Source organism: Edaphobacter sp. (assembly GCF_035763405.1).
GTDB lineage: Bacteria > Acidobacteriota > Terriglobia > Terriglobales > Acidobacteriaceae > Edaphobacter.
Genome location: NZ_DASUBE010000047.1, coordinates 37,987 through 59,230, shown reverse-complemented (window position 1 = coordinate 59,230; position 21,244 = coordinate 37,987). Strand labels below are relative to the sequence as shown.

The 21,244-nt window shown below is 59.6% G+C and carries 21 protein-coding genes; 13 read left to right on the top strand and 8 right to left on the bottom strand.

Annotated features, from left to right (window positions below):
• The first annotated feature begins 20 nt into the window (after positions 1-20).
• Positions 21-530, top strand: a complete 510-nt coding sequence (gene ruvC, locus VFU66_RS04425; RefSeq protein WP_326445029.1) for a crossover junction endodeoxyribonuclease RuvC — start codon at positions 21-23, stop codon at positions 528-530.
• Complete coding sequence (locus VFU66_RS04420) at positions 527-1,219, top strand: hypothetical protein (RefSeq protein WP_326445028.1); 693 nt, start codon at positions 527-529, stop codon at positions 1,217-1,219. Before ruvC ends, VFU66_RS04420 begins: the two co-directional genes overlap by 4 nt.
• A 120-nt stretch (positions 1,220-1,339) precedes the next feature.
• Here VFU66_RS04420 and rsmA read toward each other — a convergent pair whose 3' ends face one another.
• Entirely contained in the window at positions 1,340-2,152 is an 813-nt protein-coding gene (rsmA, locus tag VFU66_RS04415; RefSeq protein WP_326445027.1) for a 16S rRNA (adenine(1518)-N(6)/adenine(1519)-N(6))-dimethyltransferase RsmA, read from the bottom strand.
• 66 nt (positions 2,153-2,218) lie between these two features.
• Here rsmA and glgA point away from each other — a divergent pair, with 66 nt between their 5' ends.
• Positions 2,219-3,667 (top strand): glycogen synthase GlgA, encoded by a 1,449-nt coding sequence (gene glgA, locus VFU66_RS04410; RefSeq protein WP_326445026.1) that lies wholly within the window; start codon positions 2,219-2,221, stop codon positions 3,665-3,667.
• Here glgA and VFU66_RS04405 read toward each other — a convergent pair.
• Both VFU66_RS04405 and VFU66_RS04400 read right to left on the bottom strand, forming a co-directional pair.
• Entirely contained in the window at positions 3,652-5,046 is a 1,395-nt protein-coding gene (locus VFU66_RS04405) for an APC family permease (protein WP_326445025.1), read from the bottom strand. The two genes, glgA and VFU66_RS04405, sit on opposite strands and share 16 nt — an antisense overlap.
• A 325-nt stretch (positions 5,047-5,371) precedes the next feature.
• Entirely contained in the window at positions 5,372-6,964 is a 1,593-nt protein-coding gene (locus tag VFU66_RS04400) for an ArnT family glycosyltransferase (protein WP_326445024.1), read from the bottom strand.
• A gap of 128 nt (positions 6,965-7,092) precedes the next feature.
• Between VFU66_RS04400 and ypfJ the strand changes: the two genes are divergently transcribed.
• Positions 7,093-7,956 carry a KPN_02809 family neutral zinc metallopeptidase gene (gene ypfJ, locus VFU66_RS04395; protein ID WP_422653415.1) on the top strand — a complete coding sequence of 288 codons (864 nt, stop codon included), beginning with the start codon at positions 7,093-7,095 and terminating at the stop codon, positions 7,954-7,956.
• 21 nt (positions 7,957-7,977) lie between these two features.
• On the opposite strand, the gene VFU66_RS04390 is transcribed toward ypfJ, so the two are convergent.
• The gene (locus tag VFU66_RS04390; protein ID WP_326445022.1) at positions 7,978-8,946 is read right to left on the bottom strand and encodes a lipase family protein; all 969 of its coding nucleotides are present in this window, start codon (positions 8,944-8,946) and stop codon (positions 7,978-7,980) included.
• Positions 8,947-9,118: 172 nt separating this feature from the next.
• Here VFU66_RS04390 and VFU66_RS04385 point away from each other — a divergent pair, with 172 nt between their 5' ends.
• Together VFU66_RS04385 and VFU66_RS04380 are read left to right on the top strand one after the other, a co-directional pair.
• Positions 9,119-9,811 (top strand): alpha/beta hydrolase, encoded by a 693-nt coding sequence (locus VFU66_RS04385; RefSeq protein ID WP_326445021.1) that lies wholly within the window; start codon positions 9,119-9,121, stop codon positions 9,809-9,811.
• Between the two features lie 24 nt (positions 9,812-9,835).
• Entirely contained in the window at positions 9,836-10,237 is a 402-nt protein-coding gene (locus VFU66_RS04380; RefSeq protein ID WP_326445020.1) for an alpha/beta hydrolase, read from the top strand.
• A gap of 277 nt (positions 10,238-10,514) precedes the next feature.
• Here VFU66_RS04380 and uvrC read toward each other — a convergent pair whose 3' ends face one another.
• Positions 10,515-12,536 (bottom strand): excinuclease ABC subunit UvrC, encoded by a 2,022-nt coding sequence (gene uvrC, locus VFU66_RS04375; RefSeq protein ID WP_326445019.1) that lies wholly within the window; start codon positions 12,534-12,536, stop codon positions 10,515-10,517.
• Between the two features lie 236 nt (positions 12,537-12,772).
• On the opposite strand from uvrC, the gene VFU66_RS04370 reads away from it, so the two are divergent.
• Positions 12,773-13,552: an OmpA family protein gene (locus VFU66_RS04370; protein ID WP_326445018.1), complete on the top strand. Its 780-nt coding sequence runs from the start codon at positions 12,773-12,775 to the stop codon at positions 13,550-13,552.
• A 175-nt stretch (positions 13,553-13,727) separates the two neighbouring features.
• Here the strand turns inward: VFU66_RS04370 and VFU66_RS04365 are convergent, their stop codons facing one another.
• Positions 13,728-13,934: a DUF3311 domain-containing protein gene (locus tag VFU66_RS04365; protein ID WP_326445017.1), complete on the bottom strand. Its 207-nt coding sequence runs from the start codon at positions 13,932-13,934 to the stop codon at positions 13,728-13,730.
• 78 nt (positions 13,935-14,012) lie between these two features.
• Between VFU66_RS04365 and mazG the strand changes: the two genes are divergently transcribed.
• The 3 genes from mazG (at position 14,013) to menC (ending at position 16,866) form a co-directional block, all read left to right on the top strand.
• A complete protein-coding gene (gene mazG, locus VFU66_RS04360) occupies positions 14,013-14,876 on the top strand; it encodes a nucleoside triphosphate pyrophosphohydrolase (RefSeq protein ID WP_326445016.1) in 864 nt (287 codons plus the stop codon).
• Positions 14,873-15,649, top strand: a complete 777-nt coding sequence (locus VFU66_RS04355; RefSeq protein ID WP_326445015.1) for a GNAT family N-acetyltransferase — start codon at positions 14,873-14,875, stop codon at positions 15,647-15,649. Before mazG ends, VFU66_RS04355 begins: the two co-directional genes overlap by 4 nt.
• An 86-nt stretch (positions 15,650-15,735) precedes the next feature.
• Positions 15,736-16,866: an o-succinylbenzoate synthase gene (menC, locus tag VFU66_RS04350; protein WP_326445014.1), complete on the top strand. Its 1,131-nt coding sequence runs from the start codon at positions 15,736-15,738 to the stop codon at positions 16,864-16,866.
• Positions 16,867-16,874: 8 nt separating this feature from the next.
• On the opposite strand, the gene VFU66_RS04345 is transcribed toward menC, so the two are convergent.
• A complete protein-coding gene (locus tag VFU66_RS04345) occupies positions 16,875-17,837 on the bottom strand; it encodes a hypothetical protein (RefSeq protein ID WP_326445013.1) in 963 nt (320 codons plus the stop codon).
• Between the two features lie 168 nt (positions 17,838-18,005).
• On the opposite strand from VFU66_RS04345, the gene VFU66_RS04340 reads away from it, so the two are divergent.
• Positions 18,006-18,428 carry a bactofilin family protein gene (locus tag VFU66_RS04340; RefSeq protein WP_326445012.1) on the top strand — a complete coding sequence of 141 codons (423 nt, stop codon included), beginning with the start codon at positions 18,006-18,008 and terminating at the stop codon, positions 18,426-18,428.
• A 21-nt stretch (positions 18,429-18,449) separates the two neighbouring features.
• Complete coding sequence (locus tag VFU66_RS04335) at positions 18,450-19,088, top strand: class I SAM-dependent methyltransferase (protein WP_326445011.1); 639 nt, start codon at positions 18,450-18,452, stop codon at positions 19,086-19,088.
• 100 nt (positions 19,089-19,188) lie between these two features.
• Here VFU66_RS04335 and VFU66_RS04330 read toward each other — a convergent pair whose 3' ends face one another.
• A complete protein-coding gene (locus tag VFU66_RS04330) occupies positions 19,189-19,419 on the bottom strand; it encodes a hypothetical protein (RefSeq protein ID WP_326445010.1) in 231 nt (76 codons plus the stop codon).
• A 145-nt stretch (positions 19,420-19,564) separates the two neighbouring features.
• On the opposite strand from VFU66_RS04330, the gene lnt reads away from it, so the two are divergent.
• Entirely contained in the window at positions 19,565-21,238 is a 1,674-nt protein-coding gene (gene lnt / locus VFU66_RS04325; protein ID WP_326445009.1) for an apolipoprotein N-acyltransferase, read from the top strand.
• The last annotated feature ends 6 nt before the right edge of the window (positions 21,239-21,244 follow it).

Below are 21,244 nucleotides of genomic sequence, written 5' to 3'. Positions count from 1 at the left end.
TCTGAAGTAAACTTGCGCCCATGCGGGTCTTCGGTATTGATTGCGGCACGGAGTTTACCGGGTATGGCGTGGTGGAGGCTGACTGCGAGGCGCGAACGCCGCGGCTGGTGCATGTGGCAGCCGGGACGATTCGTTTGAATAAGAAGGAAAAGACTCCGCTGCGGCTTGCCCAGGTCTATGCGGAGTTGACTGCGTTGATGCATCTGCATTTGCCCGAGGCCGTGGCGATTGAAGATGTGTTTTTCTCGGCGAATGCGAAGTCGGCGTTGAAGCTGGGGCAGGTGCGCGGAGTGGCGATGCTGGCGGCTGCTGTATGTGGGCTTCCGGTTGCGGAGTATGCGCCACTCTCGGTGAAGAGCTCGGTGGTGGGACATGGTCTGGCTGCGAAGGAGCAGGTGCAGTTTATGGTGAGGCGGTTGCTTGAGCTGGATGATGCGTTTGATTCAGCCGATGCTGCGGATGCGCTTGCGATCGCAATCTGCCATATTCACACGGCGCAGACGCTTCAGTTGCAGGGGGCGGGACGATGAAGTTTGCGGCAGGGCTGATTGTTGGCGGGATGTTGGCGACTGGGTGCGTGGCGATGGTGGCACAGGCTGGCGGGAGCGCAGAGCAGGTAGAGGCGCAGCCTGTGGTGAGCTTTCAGTTTGATCGAGCGGGCGTTTCGGTTCCGAAATACACGCTGAAGGTGCTCGAAGACGGCAATGGAAGCTATCAGGCAGATGTGCTGCCTGGAGTTGCTCCTGCGGCGGGGACACCCACTGAGCATGTAAGCCGCGCCATCAAGCTGACACCCGGGATGGCGGCGAAGATATTTAAGGCTGCGCGCGATCTGAAGTATTTCAATGTAGAGTGCGAGGCAAAGCTGAAGAATGTTGCCAATACGGGGACGAAGACGCTGAGCTACGCGGGGCCGGATGGGCGCGGCTCGTGCGTCTATAACTACTCCGAGAACAAGAACGTGACGATGTTGACGGACACGTTTCTCGGCATCGCGTTTACGCTGGATGAGGCGCGGAGGCTGGCGTTTCTGCATCGCTTTGACCGTCTTGGGCTGGATGCGGAGATGGACTCGCTAACGGAGGAGGCGAAGGCTGGACGCGCTCTGGAACTGGGGACGATTGCGCCGACGCTGACCTCGATTGCGAATGACACGGCTGTGATGGAGCGCGTGCGGGTGCGGGCGGAGAAACTGCTGGAGCTGGCGAAGGTGCAGTAGCGGACTTTGCAGCAGAGCCGGTACAGCTTTCTGCAAAATGCGGGATTCTTCGCTTTGCCCAGGATGACAGCGATTTATTTCTGAAGCCTTGTTCAAATACCACGATCCGCGTCTTGACGCTCATTTTTTCATCTTTACTGTGTCGAGACCGTGATAGATCTCGGCCATTTGATTGAGCGTGAGAGACTCTGCGCGGGCGAGGGTGGGGATGCCGGTGGGCCATGCTGTAGCGAGTTGATCGACTGGGATGCCTGCTGCGCGGAGATTGTTTTGCAGGGTCTTGCGCTTTTGCGCGAAGGATTTTTTCAGGAATGAGTCGAAGCCTGCTGCATCGACTCCGAGTTCGGCGAACCGTGGGGCGAAGTCGAGGCGCAGGACGGTGGAATGCACATCGGGCGGCGGTGAGAATGCGGACGGCGGCAGTGTGAATAGATTTTCGACGCGGGCGTGCATCTGCGCGGTGGCGGAGAGCAGGCCGTAGTCGCGGACACCGGGTGCGGCAGAGACGCGGACGGCGACCTCGCGCTGCATCATAACGACGGCGCGCGCGAGGTGGCCGGTGCTGCCTGCGTTGAAGAGGCTGAGCAGGATGTCTGACGTGATGTAGTACGGCAGGTTGCCGACGATATCGGCGGTCTCGCCTTCGGGAACGAGCGCGCGCAGGTCTGTTTTGAGCACGTCGGTCTCGATGATCTGGACCTGCGGCTGGTTGCGGAAGCGGAAGGTCAGCTCGGCGGCGAGGGCGCGGTCGAGTTCGAGCGCGATGAGTTTGCGGCAGCGCGTGGCGAGGATTTCGGTGATGGCTCCGTGGCCGGGACCAATCTCGATGACGGTGCGTTTGCTAATATCGCCAAGTGCGTCCGCGATGGCGTGACGGGCGCGGTCGTCTACGAGAAAGTTCTGACCGAGTTTTGGTTTGTGTTTCATCTGCATCCAATGTTTGAGCCGGTTGATCTTATATAGACTAACGATTTGGTCGGGAAGATGAAGGAAGGCAGCATGGAGATTGTATTTGCGGCTTCGGAGTGCGCGCCCTGGGCGAAGACGGGCGGGTTGGCGGATGTGGTCAGCGCGTTGCCCAAGACGCTGGTGAAGATGGGGCATAAGGTCAGCGTGTTTCTGCCGTATTACCGGCAGGTGGCCAAGCTGGCTCCAAATGCGCCGGTGGTGCTGCCGAGCGTGACGGTGCCGTTTCCTTCGTATAACCGCTTTGTCAGAATTCTTGACGGCGGCGCGGCGGAGGGCGTGAAGATGTATTTTGTCGATTGCCCGGAGCTGTTTGACCGCGAGAGCTTTTATGCGACGCCTTCGGGGGATTATCCGGACAATGCTGAGCGGTTTGGGCTGCTGAGCCGCGCGATCATTGAAGCGACGAAGGTGCTGGGCGTGCCGGATGTCTACCATGTGCATGACTGGCAGACGGCGATGCTGGCGGTGATGCTGCGCTCGGTCTACTACTTTGATCCTGTGTTGCGCCATATTCCCGCCGTGCTGACGATTCACAATGCGGGCTACCAGGGGGCGTTTCCGCCGCAGACGATGGAGAAGCTGCTGCTGCCGTGGGAGATGTTTACCTTTGACAAGCTGGAGCAGAACGATACGCTGAATTTTCTGAAGGGCGGCATTGTTTACGCCGATGCGATTACGACCGTCAGCAGGACATACGCTGAGGAGATTAAGACTGCGGAGTTTGGCAATGGATTGGAAGGCACGCTGCAACGACGCAGCGGCGACCTGTTCGGGATTTTGAACGGCGTTGATTATGAGGAGTGGGATCCGTCGGTTGATCCGCATATCGCGGCGCACTACTCGGCAGAAAAGCTGGAGGGGAAGAAGGAGTGCAGGCGCGACCTGCTGCACGCTTTTGGGTTCGGCGGTATCGGCGAGCAGACGGCGGTGATTGGTGTGGTCTCGCGGTTTGCAACACAGAAGGGATTTGACTTCATTGTGGACATCATCGACCGGCTGGCGCAGGAAGACGTGGTGCTGGTGATGCTGGGCAATGGCGAGGAGTATTACGAGCGGTTGCTGATGGAGGTGGCGGAACGCTTTCCGGCGAAGGTGCGGGTGCAGGTGAAGTTTGACAACGTGCTCGCGCACAAAATTGAGGCGGGCTCGGATATGTTCCTGATGCCGTCGCGCTATGAGCCCGGCGGACTGAACCAGATCTACAGCCTGCGGTATGGCACGGTGCCGATTGTTCGCGCGACGGGCGGGCTTGAGGACACGATTGACGAGCAGCCCAATGGCGGCGGTAACGGCTTCAAATTCCGAGGGTATGACTCGGAGGCGCTGTTGGAGGCGATTCGGCGCGCGCTTGCGGCTTTTCGCAATAAGGACGAGTGGACCGCGATGATGAGGCGCGGGATGGTTGAAGACTTCTCATGGAACAAGCCTGCGGCGGAGTATGTGAAGGTGTATGAACGGGTGATTCAGAACCGGAGTTGAGGTGTGCGCGCTGCTCTTCTTTGCAGTAGATAGTGGATGGGGATGCCGAGCAGGATGATGGCGCTGCCGATGAGGGAGTTGCGCGGCTGGTCGAGGAATGAGTACACGAGCAGCACGGCTGCGGCAAGGATGAAGAGTGCGGGGATGATGGGATATCCCCAGACGCTGTAGGAACGCGTGCCGCTGGGATCGCGGCGGCGGAAGACAAAGATGGTGCTGCAATTCAGCGCGTAGAAGAGCCACTCGGAGAAGATGGCGAGGGAGAAGAGTGCCTGGAATTTTCCGATGAAGAGCAGCAGCAGCGAGGTGAGGACTGCTTGCAGGATGAGCGATGCGGATGGAGTGTTGAAGCGCGGACTGACGTGCGCGAGCGATTTGAAGAAGAGGCCGTCGCGGGCAGCGGCGAAGGGTACGCGCGCGCCGGAGAGTGACGAGCCGACGAAGGTGGCGGCGATGCTGACGGCCATGCCGAGCGAGACGAGCCCGGAGCCCCAGCTTCCGGCGACGACGCGCATGGCGTCGGCTGCGGGGCGGTCGGCCATGGCGATGGTTGCGGCGGGAAGGACGTACTGAATGGCTGCGTTGGTGAGCATGTAGAGCGCGCCGACGATAGCGACTCCGCCGACGAGCGCGAGGGGCATACTGCGCTGCGGCTCCTTGACTTCGCCGGCGAGGGCGACGACATCGCTCCAGCCGTCGTAGGCCCAGAGAGCTGCGACGAGCGCGATCATGAAGCCGTTGAAGCCTCCGCGTGCGCCGGTAAAGACGGTGCTGAAGTTGTGCCATGATCCGTGTTGGCCTGCGGCGGCGAAGCAGAATGCGGCGATGACGACGATGAGAACACCCTTGAGCCAGGTCAGGACAAGCTGCACGTTGGCCGAGTCGCGCGTGCCGATGATGTTGAGGCCGGTGATGAGCCAGGTGACGGTGAGTGCGAAGATCTGTCCCCAGGTGAGGTGCGCGAAGGCCATGTGGTCGAACGCGCTGAAGATGCCGAAGGTGGCGAGCACGCGCGCGAGGCCCGCGACGATGGTGGCGAGCGAGGCGGGCTTGGCTACGGTGATCTGCGTCCACATGTAGAGGAAGCCGGTGAGGTCGCCGTAGGCTTCGCGGAGGAAGGCGTATTCGCCGCCGTACTTTGGGCGAGCGGCTGCAATCTCGGCGTAGGTCATGGCGCCGAAGAGCGAGAGCAGACCGCCGACGATCCATACGGTGTAGACCATGCCGGATGAGCCGACGGCGGCCATCATCTCGCGCGGAACAAGGAAGATGCCGCTGCCGATGATGATGCCGACGACGATGGAGGTCGCGTGCGAAGCGTTGAGGACGCGCGGGAGTTCGGACTGGGTCTGCTTCATCGGCTCAACGGAGGGTAGCATATCGGTTCAGCGGAACTAAAGGACGGTTGTACGAGAGTGTATCTTTCCACCCATCGCCTGAGGCCGCGATGGATGGAGCACCCGGGCATTTGAGGCGAGTGAAAAGCGGATTCCTACTCCTTCGGCTTCGCTCAGGGTGCGGAATGGAAATGTGAAAGGGCTGCGGAATGGAGATGTGGGTGACTGCCAGTGTCCTGAGTCCGAAGTTGTTTCCATCAGGAGAGACTTCGAACTACAGGTCCTTCGACTGCGTTTGCCGAAGAGACCGGCAAACGCCGCTCAAGATGGCAAGGTTATTTATGTTGTGAACTTCAGACTTGGGACACTAGATGTAGTTTTTGAACTCTGGCCATTCAGCGAGGATGCTCTTGTGGCGCCCGCGCACAAGGTAGATGTTGCGATGTTCGTAGGGCATCGAATACGTGGTGCCCATGCGGCCAACGATCTGGACGGAGTCATACGTCTGGCGCATCTCTTCAGGAGAGAATCCTGTGATGTCGATTACGATCTCACCCGTCGCACCGTGTGGTCCCCACAGCCAATAGTTATTGTGGCCGCTGATGGCGAAAGGCAGGCCGTGGGCGAGAAAGTTAATCGCGCTGGCCTCGCCATAGTTAGAGCAGACGATGGCGACCTTCTTCTGGTCTTCCGGTGAGAGCGCGTTGTAGATCTTCGTGACCTGATCGACCTCTTCCTGCCAGCCGAAGCGGTCGGCGTAGAACTGCGGGAGGATGCCGCTGGATTCGTTTTCGGAGTTGGTGCTGGTTTTGTAGAGGCCGGTGGCGCGTGTATATCTGAGCCACGTCTGCGGCGTCATGACGGGGATGGCCATGGGGAGCACGATCGCTCCGGTGACGAGCAGGATGGTTTCGGCGATAGGGAAGGCGTACGCGCGGTTGTGCTGGACGAGCGTTCTATGTGCGAGGCGGCGCTCCCAGGCGATGCCTCCGGCAGCGAAGAGGATGGGGTAGATGGGGACGACGTAGTAGTCCTTGGCGTGGAGCGTCATCATGATGGCGAAGAAGAACAGGTACATCCATCCGAGCCAGCGCCAGGTCTTTGCTTGCGGATTATGCAGGAGCCAAATGAGGCCGGGAATCCAGACCAGTACCGTGACCGGGTGCAGGTTGAGAATCTGTGCGCCGATAAATGCGAGCGGTGAGAGCTTGATGTTTTTGTTTTCGACGCGGCCGTTGTGGAGGAATTCGAGCGTGGGCCAATGGTTGTGGACTTGCCAGATGAGGTTGGGCAGGGCGATAAGGATGAGAAGCGCGACTCCGGCGGCGGCCCAGCGGTTGAAGAGCAGCTTGCGCTGTGGCGTTACGATGAGCGCAATCAAGAGCGCCACGAGGAAGAAGGTCATCGACGGCTTGTTGAGCAGGCCGATGCCGGCGGAGAGTCCGAAGAGGAGCCAGAGTTTGTTGCTGCCTCCTCGAACGATGAGGATGAGCGCGAGCAGGCAGATCATCCAGAAGAAGGATTCCCAGGAGTTCATGGAGAGGAAGCTGTCGATGCCGAGGTATAGCGGGGCGACAAGGACGCAGATCATCGCGAGTGTCTGCGCGGGGCGGCGTCCGCCGAGCGACCAGGCGAGCAGGCCAGTCAGGAAGGCGCGGGTCGCTCCGCCAAGTGCGGAGAGCATACGGACGCCCGCGAGCGACGTGCCGAAGAGGGCTGTGGTGAGCTTCGCCTGAATCGCCACGATGGGGCCTTGATCGACGTATCCCCAGGCGAGATGACGGGCGCAGATGAGGTAGTAGAACTCGTCGCGGAAGTATCCCCAGCCGAGATGCGCCTGCCAGAGATTGGTGGCGAGGTGCAGCGCGAGTTTAATGGCGGTGAAGAAGAGCGCGAGGCGGAGCGCGGATTTGAGTTCCGTATCGGTTGGGCGAACGACGGTTGTATTCGCGGTGGACATCGAGAGTTCTCCAGAGGGGCTTCCAGCATCGCATACGGGACGGATGGAGCGGAAGTTCCTTTTGAGTGGAGTATTATCTGTTGACGGTCGGCGAAGATCAGACGCGCATCGGCGCTTTGGAGTGGATGATGGATTGGACACCTGGTGGACTGAGTGGCGATGTTGAGGACAGGCGAGCAACGTCGGGCGGTGGCGGATTTGGCGGGGGTGGTTTAGGCATTGTGGGACTGCTGGTGCTGGTGGTGATCAGCCTGGTTACGGGACGCAACTACATTGGTGCGTATCTGGCGGGCGGCGGCACGGTGGCTTCTCCTTCAGCGGACAGGCCGATCGAGTCGGCTGCGGAGGACCGCTCGGCGCAACTGGTCTCGTGGACGCTGGATGATGTGCAGAAGACGTGGACGGTCTTGCTGCCGGAGCAGACCGGCCAGCAGTATCGTCATGCGAAGCTGGTGCTGTTTCGCGACTATACACAGTCGGGATGCGGCGTGGCGCAGTCGCAGACGGGGCCGTTTTACTGTCCCGAGGATGAGAAGGTGTATATCGATCTCAGCTTCTGGGATGAGTTGTCGCAACTGGGCGGGAGCACGGCGGACTTTGCACAGGCGTATGTGATCGCGCACGAGTTGGGACATCATGTGCAGAACATTCTTGGCATCGAGGACAAGGTGCAGCAGCTTTCGGGGCAGAACCCTGCGCAGCGAAATCCACTGTCGGTCGATCTGGAGTTGCAAGCTGACTGCCTGGCCGGGGTGTGGGCGCATAGCACCGAGCAGCGCAAGGTGGTGGACGACGCCGACATTGCAAACGGTTTGCAGGCGGCGGCTGCGGTGGGCGACGACCATATCCAGAAGATGGAGCGCGGCTCGGTGAGCCCGGAGAGCTTTACGCATGGCTCTTCGGCAGAGCGGATCGGGTGGTTCAAACGCGGGCTCGCGCAGGGGACGATTGCGGGTTGCAATACGTTCTCGGCGGGACCGGATGCTTATTGAGGGCGCTTCGGTGATGGCGATTTAATCGGAGATTCCGGCGAGGATTGCTGGAGCCGGTCCGATTTGTTTTGGCTGCGCGGCGGTGGGTTGATGTTGCTGCACCCATTGGGTGAGGCCGGGCAGATAGCCGGTGTCGAGATGATGGTTACGGGCGACATCGAAGGAGAAGCCGCTGTCGATGTCGAGTTCGTTACCGACGTGGATGTAGCCGGCGAGTGGGGGTGGCACGCGTGGGACGATGTCCCAGACGTTGACGACGCGCCAGCAGAGGTCAACGGTGGCATTGAAGAGGTCCTTGAAGTCGGGATAGCCGGGGCGCGGGCCGGCGAAGTTGTAGAGGATGGGCGAGACTTTGAGGCCATGGGTGGTTTGCAGATTGTTAAGCAGGTCGGGCATGGCGAGCAGCGCAATGGCTGCGCCGAGGCTGTGACCGGTGACGAGCAGTTCGGTGATGCCGCTGGAACTGGCATTGACGAGTTGGATGAGGTTGTCGCGCACGGCGTAGTAGACAGTCTGGAAGCCTGCATGGACGGTTGCTTTGTTCGGGATGGGAAGGTAGGGCGCGGGGATGAAGTTGAAGTCGTGGAGCCAGTCGCCTGTGGTCTGGGTGCCACGGAAGGTGACGATGAGGCGTTGGTTGTCGCGGCAGACCCAGCCGAAGCGTTTGTCGATGGGAGTGGTGGGCGTGATGGCGTAGGGCGCGGGTCGCGGTATGACGGGCAGGCCGGTCTCGGCGTGGATGGCGTCGGCGACGGTTGCGGGTGTGCCGGATCCGGCTGGTCGCAACATCTCCTGCAACAGCGAAGTGTCTTCGTTGAGCGTCTGGGCGCGCGAGAGCAGTGCAGGGCCGGTGTCGTCTACGAGCAGCTCCTGCACCTGGGTGAACGTGGCGAGGATGGGGTTGTTGGCTGAGTTCCACGGCTCGTTGTATGCGGCCTGAGCGAGGGGCAGAACGTAGTTCAGGGCGAAGTTTCCATCGAAGGGGTTCATGGCATACCTCAGGTAAATCGTCGCCACAGACCGGGAGAGGGGCGGGATGAGTCTATAACATACGAAGCGACGGCATCTTTCGCAGGATGTTTGTCTGTTGTTTTGTGAGTGGTAGAAGGAGTGTTCGATGGTGCGTCTTTCGCAACTTATGCTTCTGGTCTGCGCAATTCCCATGGCGTCAGCGCAGACGGTAACTCGTCCTGTGCGACCGACGCCCCCTACACGCGATCCTCATACGGCCGGTTATGTTGCGGCGAAGGAGTTGCCCGATGGTGCGAATGCTCCAGCAAGTGCGGATGGGAACTTCATTCTTGGCCCGACGCATACGCCTGCTCCGGAGATGACAGTGCGCGATGACGTTCCTCATGGCACGGTGTCGGAGTTTACGATGAGTTCGGCCGACAGCAAAATTTATCCGGGTATTGCGCGGGAGGTGGGGACGTTTGGGACTCCTGATCCGGCTGACCCCGCGAAGTTGATGGTGACGACGAGCCATCCTGCTCCGTACACGCGGAGGGTGACGGTATATGTGCCGAAGCAGTATGTCCCGGGCACGGTTGCGCCGTTCATCGTCGGTGCGGATGGGCCTGACCGTATGTTGTTTGCAGCGCTGGACAATCTGATCGCTGAGCATAAGGTTCCGGTGATGATTGCGATTTCGATCAGCAACGGCGGGGGCGATGCGCAGGGAAGCGAGCGCGGGCTTGAGTACGATACGATGTCGGGCCGATACGCGGAGTTTGTTGAAAAGGAAGTGCTGCCGCGCGTGGAGGCGGAGGACCACGTGAAGCTGGCGCATGACCCGGATGGGCGTGCGACGATGGGCGGAAGTTCGGGTGGGGCGTGTGCGTTGATTATGGCGTAGTATCACCCGGAGCTTTATCATCGCGTGCTGACTTACTCGGGCACGTTTGTGAATCAGCAGTGGCCGTATGATGCGAAGACCCCGCATGGCGCGTGGGAGTTTCACGAGCACCTGATTCCGGCCAGTCGGCGCAAGCCGCTGCGGATTTGGATGGAGGTGGGTGATCGGGATCTGTTCAATCCGAATGTGATGCGCGATGGGATGCACGACTGGGTTGTAGCGAATGAAGACATGGCGCGTGTGTTGGCGGCGAAGGGGTATCACTATCAGTTTGTATTCGCACGGAACGCGGGCCATGTGGATCGTGCGGTGAAGCAGCAGACGCTGCCGGAGGCGTTGGAGTATCTGTGGCAGGGGTATTCGATTGGAGGGGTAAAGAAGGTAGCGAAAACAGGTCCTCACGCTTCGCGGAAGGCTGACAACTAAGGATGGTCTGATTAAGTATCGGAGAGCTACGGAATGAATCGGCGCAGAAAAGGAATACAGGGATTCTTCGCTGTGCTCAGAATGACGAGTCAAAAACCGGAGACTTAATTAGAGGCTCCCTAAAGTATTTTCCCTGGAACTGTCGTTCGGTGCGACCTGAAGCGAAACGCAGATTCCCTTCGGGAATGACAACAAAAATGGGCGGAATGGAAACGCGGATTCCCTTCGGGAATGAAAACAAATCCCGCCCCCTGGTGTTCTTCTGCTGGGCATTTTTCTACCGGATGATGTTCAGTGCGGCTTCGCGGTTGGATTCGGTGGCGAAGTGGGCGCGGATTTTTTCGGCGGTCGCGGTGTTGACGACGGCGGTGAGCGCATCGGGTGAGGCTTGCCTGATGCCGCGCAGACTGCCGAAGTGTTCGAGCAGGCGCTGGCGGGTGCGGGGGCCTACGCCGGGGATATTGAGCAGTTCGGAGTCGCGGTCGCGCATCTCGCGGCGTTTGCGGTGGTAGGTGATGGCGAAGCGGTGGCTCTCGTCGCGGATCTGCTGGATGAGGTGCAGGACGGGCGAGCGGCGGTCGAGGACGACGGGGTCGTTCTCCTGTCCGTAGACGTAGATGACCTCTTCTTTTTTTGCGATGGAAGCGAGCGGCTGGAGTGTGACTCCGATCTCTTCGAGCGCGGCGTAGGCTGCGTGGAGCTGGCCGAGGCCGCCGTCGATGAGGATGAGTGATGGGAACGGCTTCTTTTCTTCGAGGAGACGCTTGTAGCGGCGCTGGATGATCTCTCGCATGGAGGCGAAGTCGTCTACGCCGGAGACGGTCTTGACCTGGAACTTGCGGTAGTCGGATTTTTTCATCGCGCCGTCTTGCCAGACGACCATGCTGGCGACGGTCTCGGCGCCCTGGATGTGCGAGATGTCGAAGCACTCGATGCGTGTGGGGAGGTCTTCGAGTGTGAGTGCGTCCTGCAGCGCCTCCTGAATGGCGCGCATGTTGGGCTTGAGGACGCGGAATCGCTGGTCGTAGGACTGCTTTGCGTTCTGGCTGACGAGATCGACGAGTGAACGCTTTTCGCCGCGCTGCGGGACGAGGATCTCGATGCGTCTGCCGGTCTGTGCGGTGAGCATCTCGGCCAGCACTGCACGGTCGGGAAATTCGACCGGGACAAGGACCGTGCGGGGGACGTAGTGCTGGTCGAGGTAGAGCTGTTTGAGGAAGGCGGAAAAGAAGGCTACAGGGCTGAAGGTGCTTGCCGGGTTGGATTCGGTGGAGGGCTGAGAAAAATACGGGGGTCTCTCCACTCCGGCGGCAAACGACGCCGCCTCCGGTCGAGATGACGTGTTCGTAAGCTCAACTTCGCTGCGCTCCGGTCGAGATGACGTTTCTGCAATGCTCTCTTCTGCGATTTCCGATTCTGGTGTGTCGAGGATGAGGTCGGCGAGGTCTTCCCAGAAGAAGTCGCGGCGATCGACGATCTTGCCGGAGCGCATGTGGAAGAGGTTGACGGCGAGCATCTCGTTTTCGTAGTGGAAGCCGAAGACGTCGGCGTCGCCGTCGTCGGTGCCGGCGATGCGCTGTTTGTCGTGGAGCTGGCTGAGGGTAATGAGCTGGTCGCGGAGGCGCGCGGCCTGCTCGAACTGCTCGGCTGCGGCTGCGGCCTCCATGCGTGCGGTGAGTGACTGTTCGAGTTCGCTGGGTTTGCCTTCGAGAAAAAGCTCTACGTCGCGGACGGCCTGTTTATAGATCTCCGGCGTGGTGAAGCCTTCGACACAGGGGCCGAGGCATCGTTTGATGTAGTACTGCAGGCAGGCGCGCGGGTGGTAGCGGGAGAGATCGACTTTGCAGCTTGGGATGAGGAAGCTGCGGTGGATGAGATCGACGAGCCGGTAAGCCAGGTTGGCGGGGAAGTAGGGGCCGAAGTAGCGGGAGCCATCCTTGCGCAGGCGGCGGGTGACGAAGACCTTGGGATAGCGGTCGGTGAGCGTGAGCTTGATATAGGGATAGGTTTTGTCGTCGCGGAGCAGGATGTTGAAGCGGGGCTTCTTCTGCTTGATGAGGTTGTTTTCGAGCGCGAGTGCCTCATGCTCGTTGGCGACGGTGATGTAGTCGAGATCGACGGCCTCGCGCATGAGCGTGCCGGTCTTGGCGTTGGCCTGCGAGGCGGCCAGAAAGTAGGACCGGACGCGGGCTCGAAGGTTCTTGGCCTTGCCCACATAGATGACTTCGTCCTCGGCGTTTTTGTAGAGATAGCAGCCTGGGCCAGTGGGCAGGGTACGGATTTTCTGGTGGAGATCCATGGGGTTACGGGCTTGTGTTCAGTGTAGTCGCTGATCTATGTGCATGAAATTGCAGCGTAGATTTGACGCTGTTCTCTATCAAAAATTCCCGGCGCGTCTGATGCAGTCTGACCGAATGAGACGTGTATGTTGATGTAAATAGGCGGCTTGGTGCGATGCCCGTGTTTGGCATGGAGATTGCTGTTGGGTGGATGTCGAACCATGGCAAACATGGGACCTAACAGGAGATGAAATCCATGAGCTCCACGATGCGATTTGAGAATTTGAGCGATGCAAAGTCGAAGATGAAGTCTGCCTGCACTGTAGTTTTGGCCAGTGCATTTGTGATTGCGTTCACGGTCGGATGCTCGAGCAAGAACTATGTTCGTTCGCAGACTGCGCCGATCATTCAGCAGACCAATGAACTGGACGCCAAGACGGCGGCAGACCACCGTTCGATTATGGACACGGACGAGCGCGCACAGAAGGGAATCAGCGGCGCAATGACCGCAGCCGATACGGCTGACCAACATGCACAGGCTGCGGGAACGGCCGCCGACGCTGCGAATAAGTCCGCGCAGGATGCCTACAACCGGGTGGATAGCCTGACCGGTGTGGTAGCCAATCTGGACAACTACAAGACGATGCAGGACGTGACGGTGACGTTCGGCTTCGACAAGGCAGCTCTGACGCGCTCGGACAAGGACCAGCTTGATACGTTGGCCACCAGTCTGACCGGCGCCAAGGGCTACATCCTTGCCGTGACGGGCGGTACCGATACGGTAGGCGATGCGAACTATAACTATGAGCTGAGCCAGCGCCGCGCCAATGCCGTGGTCGAGTATCTTGCCTCGAAGTACAACGTGCCGCCGCACAAGTTCTATCTGATTGGTATTGGCAAGGACCAGCAGGTGGCAACGGATCGCACGGCTGCTGGACGGGCCAAGAACCGCCGCGTCGAGATCAAGGTGTTGTCGAACATGAACCAGGACCAGACGGCGCCGGCGACGGCCTCGGTTACGCCGCCTGCGCAATAGGGTTTCGCGCAAGACGGAGATTGAGTCCGCAACACCCAACTGCACAAGAACCATTCCAAAAGCGACGCGCCCGGTGTGCTGCCGGGCGTGTTGCTCCTCCCCTCTCCGATGGCGGCAGGGCAGCACGGATACGCCCTGCCCGCCTGTCTTTCTTTAAAGGCATGTGTGCGGCTCATCAGGCTTTGAGTTTGCTGTAGACAATGCCAAGCAGCGCGGATGCAAGGACGACCCAGGCGAACTGATACCAGTAAAAGAAGGGGAATCCCCAGAGTGCGGGCGTGGCACGCGCGTAGAGCTGCGGGAAGCACAGGCCCAGATACGGCAGCACGAGCAGCAGGAGCCACTTGCTTCTGCGGTGCGGCGCTTTGGGTGTGGGCGGCATCGTGGTGCTCAGGATACTCGACCGGGCGGCGATTGTGAACCTGTTGGGATTCGGCGGCAATCGGGTAAAGTGGAAGGTATGGACGTCCCAGCACCTGGACCCTCCCGGCTTGAGGCTACGACGCCTGATGCGAATTCGGGCGCGCGTGCGATGGAGGAAGCGATCACCATCATGGCACGGCTGCGCGGGCCGGGCGGCTGCCCCTGGGACCGGGAGCAGACCTTCGACACCATCAAGCGATACACGCTGGAGGAGACCTACGAGGTCTTTGACGCCATTGAGCGCCGCGAGTGGGGCGACCTGAAGGACGAACTCGGCGACCTGCTGCTCCAGGTGCTCTTCTATGCGCAGATGGCTTCGGAGGCGGGCTATTTCACCATTGCCGACGTAGCGGAGAATCTGAACGCGAAGCTCATCCGGCGGCATCCGCATGTCTTTGGCGGGGTTGATGCTCCTGATGCGGACACCGTGCTGCGGAACTGGGAGCAGATTAAGGGCGCGGAGAAGGTGGACGCCGCTCGCGCGCACACGTCAATGCTGGACGATGTTCCTCGTTCGATGCCGGCGATGATGGAGGCCGGCAAACTAGGCTCTCGCGCGGCGAAGGTCGGGTTCGACTGGCCGGACGCCGAGGGCCTCTTCGAGAAGCTACAGGAAGAGATGGCCGAACTTCGAGTCGAACTGAATGAGCCGATTCAGGCATTGAGCGCAGTTGAAGAAGAGATGGGCGATCTACTGTTTACGGCGGTCAATCTCGCGCGTCACTTGAAGGTCGACCCGGAGGGTGTGCTGCGTGGGGCGAATGCGAAGTTCCGGCGGCGATTTGTCGCGATGGAGTCCGCCGCGGGCGGACGGGACGCGCTGGCGGCGATGACTCCTGGGGAGTTGGACCGACGGTGGAACGAGGCGAAGAACGCCACCAAGAGTGAACTGAGGCCATGAGCAAAGAGCAAAACGATAAGATTGAAATCCGTCCGCTGACCACGCTCGAACAGTTCGAGCGGTGCGTTGTGCTGCAACTGGAGGTTTGGGGTTACAGCGACGGAGACTTGATTCCGCGCCGGGTCTTTCTGGTGGCGCAGAAGATTGGCGGGCAGGTGCTGGGCGCGTTCGATGGCGGGACGGTCGTCGGGTTTGCGATGTCGTGGCCAGGCTATCGGGATGGCCGTTCGTACCTGCACTCGCACATGCTGGCGGTGCTGCCTGCGTACCGGAATGCAGGCTTGGGACGTCGCCTGAAGCTGGCACAGCGGGACGATGCGATTGCTCGTGGTTTTGATCTGATGGAATGGACATTTGATCCGTTGGAAATTAAGAACGCATACCTGAACATTGCCCGCCTGGGGGCCATCGTCCGGCGCTATGAGCCTGATTTTTATGGGCCATCTTCTTCCCCATTGCAGGGCGGGCTTCCGACGGATAGGCTATACGCGGAATGGTGGCTGAACTCCCCACGCGTTGCCGCTGTCTTGCGCGGAGAGCCCATGCCGGAGCGGGTGGTCGAACGAGTCACAGTCCCGCACGCCGTTTACCAGTGGAAGCAGCATGCAGAGCAGCGAGGTCTGGCGCACGCGCTCCAGACCCATAATCGAGAGGCGCTGGAAGCGGCATTTGCCCGTGGTCTTGCCGTCATCGGCTATGAACGCAACGCCGAGGGAGACGGATGCTTTCTTTTGGGGCCGTGGAATGAAGGGTCTGGCAAAGGCGCACCTTGATGCCGGACCATGACAAGGAAACGTCTACCGAATCGAATTTGTCGTCTCACTCTTCAACTTGTGCAATGCGGAACAGGAGCCCATCTATGCTCAACATCGACGCCATCCACCTGCGCGAGATCAACATGCCGCTGGCCTATCCGTTCGAGACCAGCTTCGGGCTGACGACGGGCCGCCGCATTCTGCTGGTCGAGTTGGAGGCTGACGGGTTGACTGCCTGGGGTGAGTGCGTCGCGGGTGAACACCCCTACTTCAGCGATGAGATGATCGACACGGCGTGGATCATCACCGAGCATGAACTTGCGCCGCGTCTGCTGGAAGCTGAGATTGAGGGCGGCGGGAGCTGCCCGGAGATCTTCAAGCAGGTGCGCGGCCATCGCATGGCCAAAGCTGCGCTGGAGAACGCCGTCTGGGACCTGGAGGCTCAGGTGGAGCGCGTTCCGCTGTCGCAGCTTCTGGGAGGGACGCGCAAGACGATTCCATGCGGCGTTTCGATTGGCATTCAGCCGTCGCTGGAAAAGCTGATGGACACGATTGCGGCAGAGTTGGCGGCCGGATACCAGAGGATCAAGCTGAAGTGCAAACAGGGTTGGGACAACCAGGTGTTTGAAGCTGTGCGCGAGCGATGGCCCGACATTATGTTGAGCTGCGATGCGAACTCCGCCTACCGGATGAGGGACTTTGACCACATCGCAACGTGGGACAGGTTCAAGCTGCTAATGATCGAGCAGCCGCTGTGGTACGACGATTTTTATTTTCACTCGATGCTGCAAAAGCGACTGGACACGGCGATCTGTCTGGACGAGTCGATCCGCAACCGGCGCGATGCGCTGGCGGCGATCGATATGGAGTCGTGCCGTATTATCAACGTCAAGGTGGGGCGCGTGGGTGGCTTCAGCGAGGCGATTGCCGTGCATAACGCGGCGGCTGAGCGCGGCATTCCTGTGTGGTGCGGCGGAATGCTGGAGACGGGCATAGGGCGCTCGCACAATATCGCGCTTTCGTCGCTGCCTAATTTTTCCCTGCCGGGGGACGTTTCGGCTTCGAGCCGCTACTGGGTGCAGGACATCATCGAGCCTCCGGTCACGGTCAGCGCGAAGGGCGAGATTGCAGTACCAACGGCGGCGGGACGCGGATTCGAGGTGCGGAAGGACCGTATTGAGGCTCTGACGGTGCGGCGACAGAGCCTGTACGCCAAGGCACGTGTGACTGCCTGAGCGTTGCACTACCGGCCCGGCAGCGGCGTGTTGAGTAGCAGATGGATTGCGTCCTGGTAGGTCATGGGGCCGGGCAGCACCTGAAAAGCCGAGGCGTCGATCTGTTCATGTACCTTCACGGTCTTGACCAGCAGGGCACGCACGGTGATGTCTTCGGTGAAATGGGTAAAGATCCACCTGCCGCCGCCGACGTCAGCTTGTTCGAGCAGAAGTCTTCCGCCCGGATAGATGTGCGCTACGACGCCCCATCCAAGGTTGACCGGGCGAAAGATGGTTCCCTCCATGCGGACGACGCTGTGCGACTTTGCATCGATCCACGCCCTGCCTTTGAGTCCTGTCAGTGCGTCGGCGGTGAGGGTGGGCGGTCTGAATTTCGGATTCGGTGCATAGTCCAGCACGATCTGCGGGCCTGCGCCTCCTGGCGTCTGCGGCTGTCCCGGCACGTAGGTGTAGAGCATGGCGTCGGGCATTATACGGAGGAGTTCATCGGCCATCTTTCTTCCTGTCTCCTCATTTTTGACGTGACGGGCGAAGTCTGACGGATGGGAGATCATGTCGTTGAGTCGCTGCCTCTCGGCTTTGTCTTCGGCTTCGGTCAGTGGGCGGCCATCGTGCAGGATGAGCCGCGCCACGGAGCCGTCCTGGCTCTCGATGAGGTCGCGGGTGAGGTCGCCTTTCTCGCCTATGGTGTGGATGCGGTAGCGCAGATACGAGCCGCGATGGTGCAGGGCCGTCAACTCGTTGTTCACCGCATCCACGACCCAGTTGCGCGGAGGAACCGCGAGCAGGGCGGGGTCTGGTTTTGCAGGAACTGCGCTCTGAGCAGTTGCCGAAAGCGCGGTGAGAACGGCTACGAGCGCAATGGCGCATGGACGAAGCGGGCGCAACGAGGCTTGCTGCACGTTCGGCATTGGTGTGCGCGGCACAGCCTGGTCAGCTTTGGAATGCCTGTTGATGAGACTGTTCAGCACCGCGCTCCTTTGTCTTGCGCGAACTCATTCTGCATATCTTACGTGCGCACTCGATAAGACGTCTCACCTGCGTTAAAGTTTTCCGGTTTGCCTCATTGCGCGGGCTTGGGTATAGTTCGGGCAAGCGTGTCTGCAAGTCGACCATCCCCATCAGGAGCGTACAACTTCATGAAGCCAGCAGAAGGTTCCACCGTCATTGGCAAATCTGTCATTATCCGGGGCGATCTCTCCGGCAGTGAAGACCTCTACCTGGACGGGGACATCGAAGGAACGATTACGCTGCCCGACAATCGCCTGACGATAGGCCCCAATGCTCGCGCCAAGGCGGATATTCATGCGCGCGACGTGGTGGTGCTGGGTCGTCTGTCCGGCAATGTGACCGCGACAGGCCGCGTCGATTTGCGCGAGTCCGCGCTGGTCAATGGAGACATCGTTGCCACAAGGCTTGCCATCGAAGAGAGCGTGACGCTCAAAGGCAGGGTCGAGTTGAAGGGTGGCGGCGAGGCTCAGGCAGCATCGGCCTCGCACCCGGCTGCCGTTGTTGAATCGTCCGCGTCAAAGACACCGCTCTTAACCCAGCCAGGGGCTTAGCACAGAAAGGGAAATGGCCGTATGCGGAGCCTCTTCGGCGCCAGCGACAGCACTGGCAGTCACAAAGGAACGGAAGGAAGCCGGCACCCCCGGCACTCCAGCGGATGGAAGGAGCTGCTGAAACATCTGCGGACGCAGGAGTCCCTGCGTGTTCTGGATATTGGGCCTACTTCATCGACGAACATCAACTACATCACCAGCCTGGGCCACAGCATCTACATGGCGAACGTGGTGGAGGAGGCGGCGAAGCCGGAGTGGCTGGTCCTCGACGACGCGGGTGGGCCGCCGGGTTTTGCGGTCGAGCGATTTCTGGAGAGCAACCTGAACTTTTCCGGACGCATGTTTGACGTGGTGATTTTGTGGGATACCGCGGACTATCTGCCGGAGCCGCTGGTCGCGCCGGTGTTTTCGCGCATCCATCAGGTTCTACAGCCGGGCGGCCTGATGCTGGCATTCTTCCACGCCGTGGGCGCAGCGGACACTGCGTTCTGCCGTTATCACCTGACCGATACTGAGGTTGTCGAGATGCAGCGGGCAGGGAACTATCCGATGCTTCACTCCTACAGCAACCGTTCTATCGAGAACATGCTGCGCGAGTTCGGCAGCTATCGCTTTTTTCTGGCGAAGGACAGTCTGCGGGAAGTTATTATTACTCGTTGATTCGCCCCTTTTTTGGGGCGCATCTATGCGGTAAGAACATCAGCGCAGGCGTCCGGAGAACGGGCCTGCGCTGATGTTGTTTCAGGGACAGGGAACGGAGTCAGGATTTCTTTGCGCCCTTCTTCCTCTGCTCCTCCCACCGCTTCTTCATGGCTTCGGAGATGCGCTTGCGGCCAGCGGCGCTCAGTCTGCGCTTGCGCGGCGCGGTGGAGTTTTTGCTGCCTTTGGGTCGCCCGGGTGTGCGACCGGTTGTTCCGAGCAGCAGGGCGCGAGCTTGCTGTAGTTTGGCAATCTGCGCGTCGATTTCGTTGATAATGCGGCTGACTTCCACTTAGAACCTCCTGTTAGTTCCTGTATAGAGCACTCTTTTAAGTAGTAACGATGTACCTACTTAGTTTCAGTCACAACGATACAGAAGCAGTTAGTCCGTGGCAAACGACAGTATTCTAATATGAGCCGTTCAGGATGCTAGACTCATGGCGATGCGACAGATTCCATTGCGGCTTTGGGCGCTGGCCGTGCTTTCAGGCGTCCTTCAGGTCTTGCCGTTCCCCATTGCCGGCCCAGTACCTTTATGGCGCACGGAGTTTTGCTGGTTGGCGCTGATGCCGCTGCTTGCAGTGCTGATCAGCAGCAACCAGGCGGGCGAACCGCTTACGCTTCGTCAGGGCGCGATGCTTAGCTATGTCTGCGGATTTACCTGGTATCTGGGCAACTGTTACTGGATTTATCAGACGATGTATCTCTACGGCGGGCTTGCTAAGCCTGTTGCGGCAGGCATCCTGGTCTTGTTCTGTCTCTATCTGGGCCTGTATCACGCGCTGTTTGGAACGCTGATTGTCGCGGCGCGCAGGAGCCTCGGGCGAGGATATGCATTAGTGCTGGTTCCGTTTGCGTGGGTTGCCGTTGAGCTTGCACGTGCGCGCATCACGGGACTTCCATGGGACTTTCTTGGTATAACGCAGGTCGATAACCCGCTCCTGACGCGACTTGCGCCTGTAACTGGAGCTTATGGGATCTCGTTTGTGATTGCGGCTGTGAATGCTTTGTGGCTGACAAAAGTTCATGTGCGCAACAGCCGGTTCATTCGTCCTGCACTCACTCTGGCGATTGTTGTGACTGTAGCGGCATACGCCATTGGGCTGAACCGAATTAGAAATCCTCACTCTTCTCCTGCCTCTGCCAGCGCCACACTTGTTCAGGAAAACCTCTCGGTAGGAGCGGAGAGTAAAGATCCACAGGAGACCAAGCAGCAGCTCCTTGAATCCTTCTCGTATCTGAGCCGCTATCCTTCTTCAAAGTACTTTCTCGGCATTCCTGAGCTTCCGGGAACATCGTCCGTGGTTTTGCTGCGAGAACACCCTCCGGTGGATGGTGTCGCGGCAGACACGCCGCTGCCTACGCCAACGGACCTGATCGTCTGGCCCGAGTCACCTGCTCCGTTTGCTGATTACGATCCTGAGTTTCGCGCGTCGATTTCGTCTCTTGCTCGCGAGGCAGATGCGCCTGTGATTGTAGACAGTCTGGGAGTTACTCCTGATGCTTCCAGCAGGAGTGGTTACGACCGCTATAATTCCGCATCGTTTATCACGCCGAATGGGGAGTTTTCCGGCCGCTATGACAAGATGCATCTGGTACCTTTCGGTGAATATGTTCCATTCAAATCCGTCTTGTTCTTCGCAGGCGACCTGCTTGCCGAGGCCGGCGATCTATCGCACGGCACGCACCGGACTGTCTTCAACTATGGCGGACATAGTTATGGCACCTTCATCTGTTATGAATCGATCTTTGCTGACGAAGTGCGCCAGTTTGTGTTGAAGGGTGCGGACGTGCTGGTCAATATCTCCGATGACGGTTGGTATGGAGATACCAGCGCCCCGTGGCAACACCTGAACATGGTGCGGATGCGCGCGATTGAAAATCATCGATGGGTGCTGCGCGCCACCAATACGGGAGTTACTGCTGCCATTGATCCTTACGGCAGAGTTACGGAAGCTGCACCGCGCCACGTACGCACCAGCATTCAAGTGCGCTTTGGCTATGAGCACGACCTAACCTTCTATACGCGCTACGGCGATCTCTTTGCGTATCTCTGTGCGCTGGCGGCGGCTTTGGGTCTCGGTTTCAGTATGCGCAGGATGTTCCAGTAAAATAGT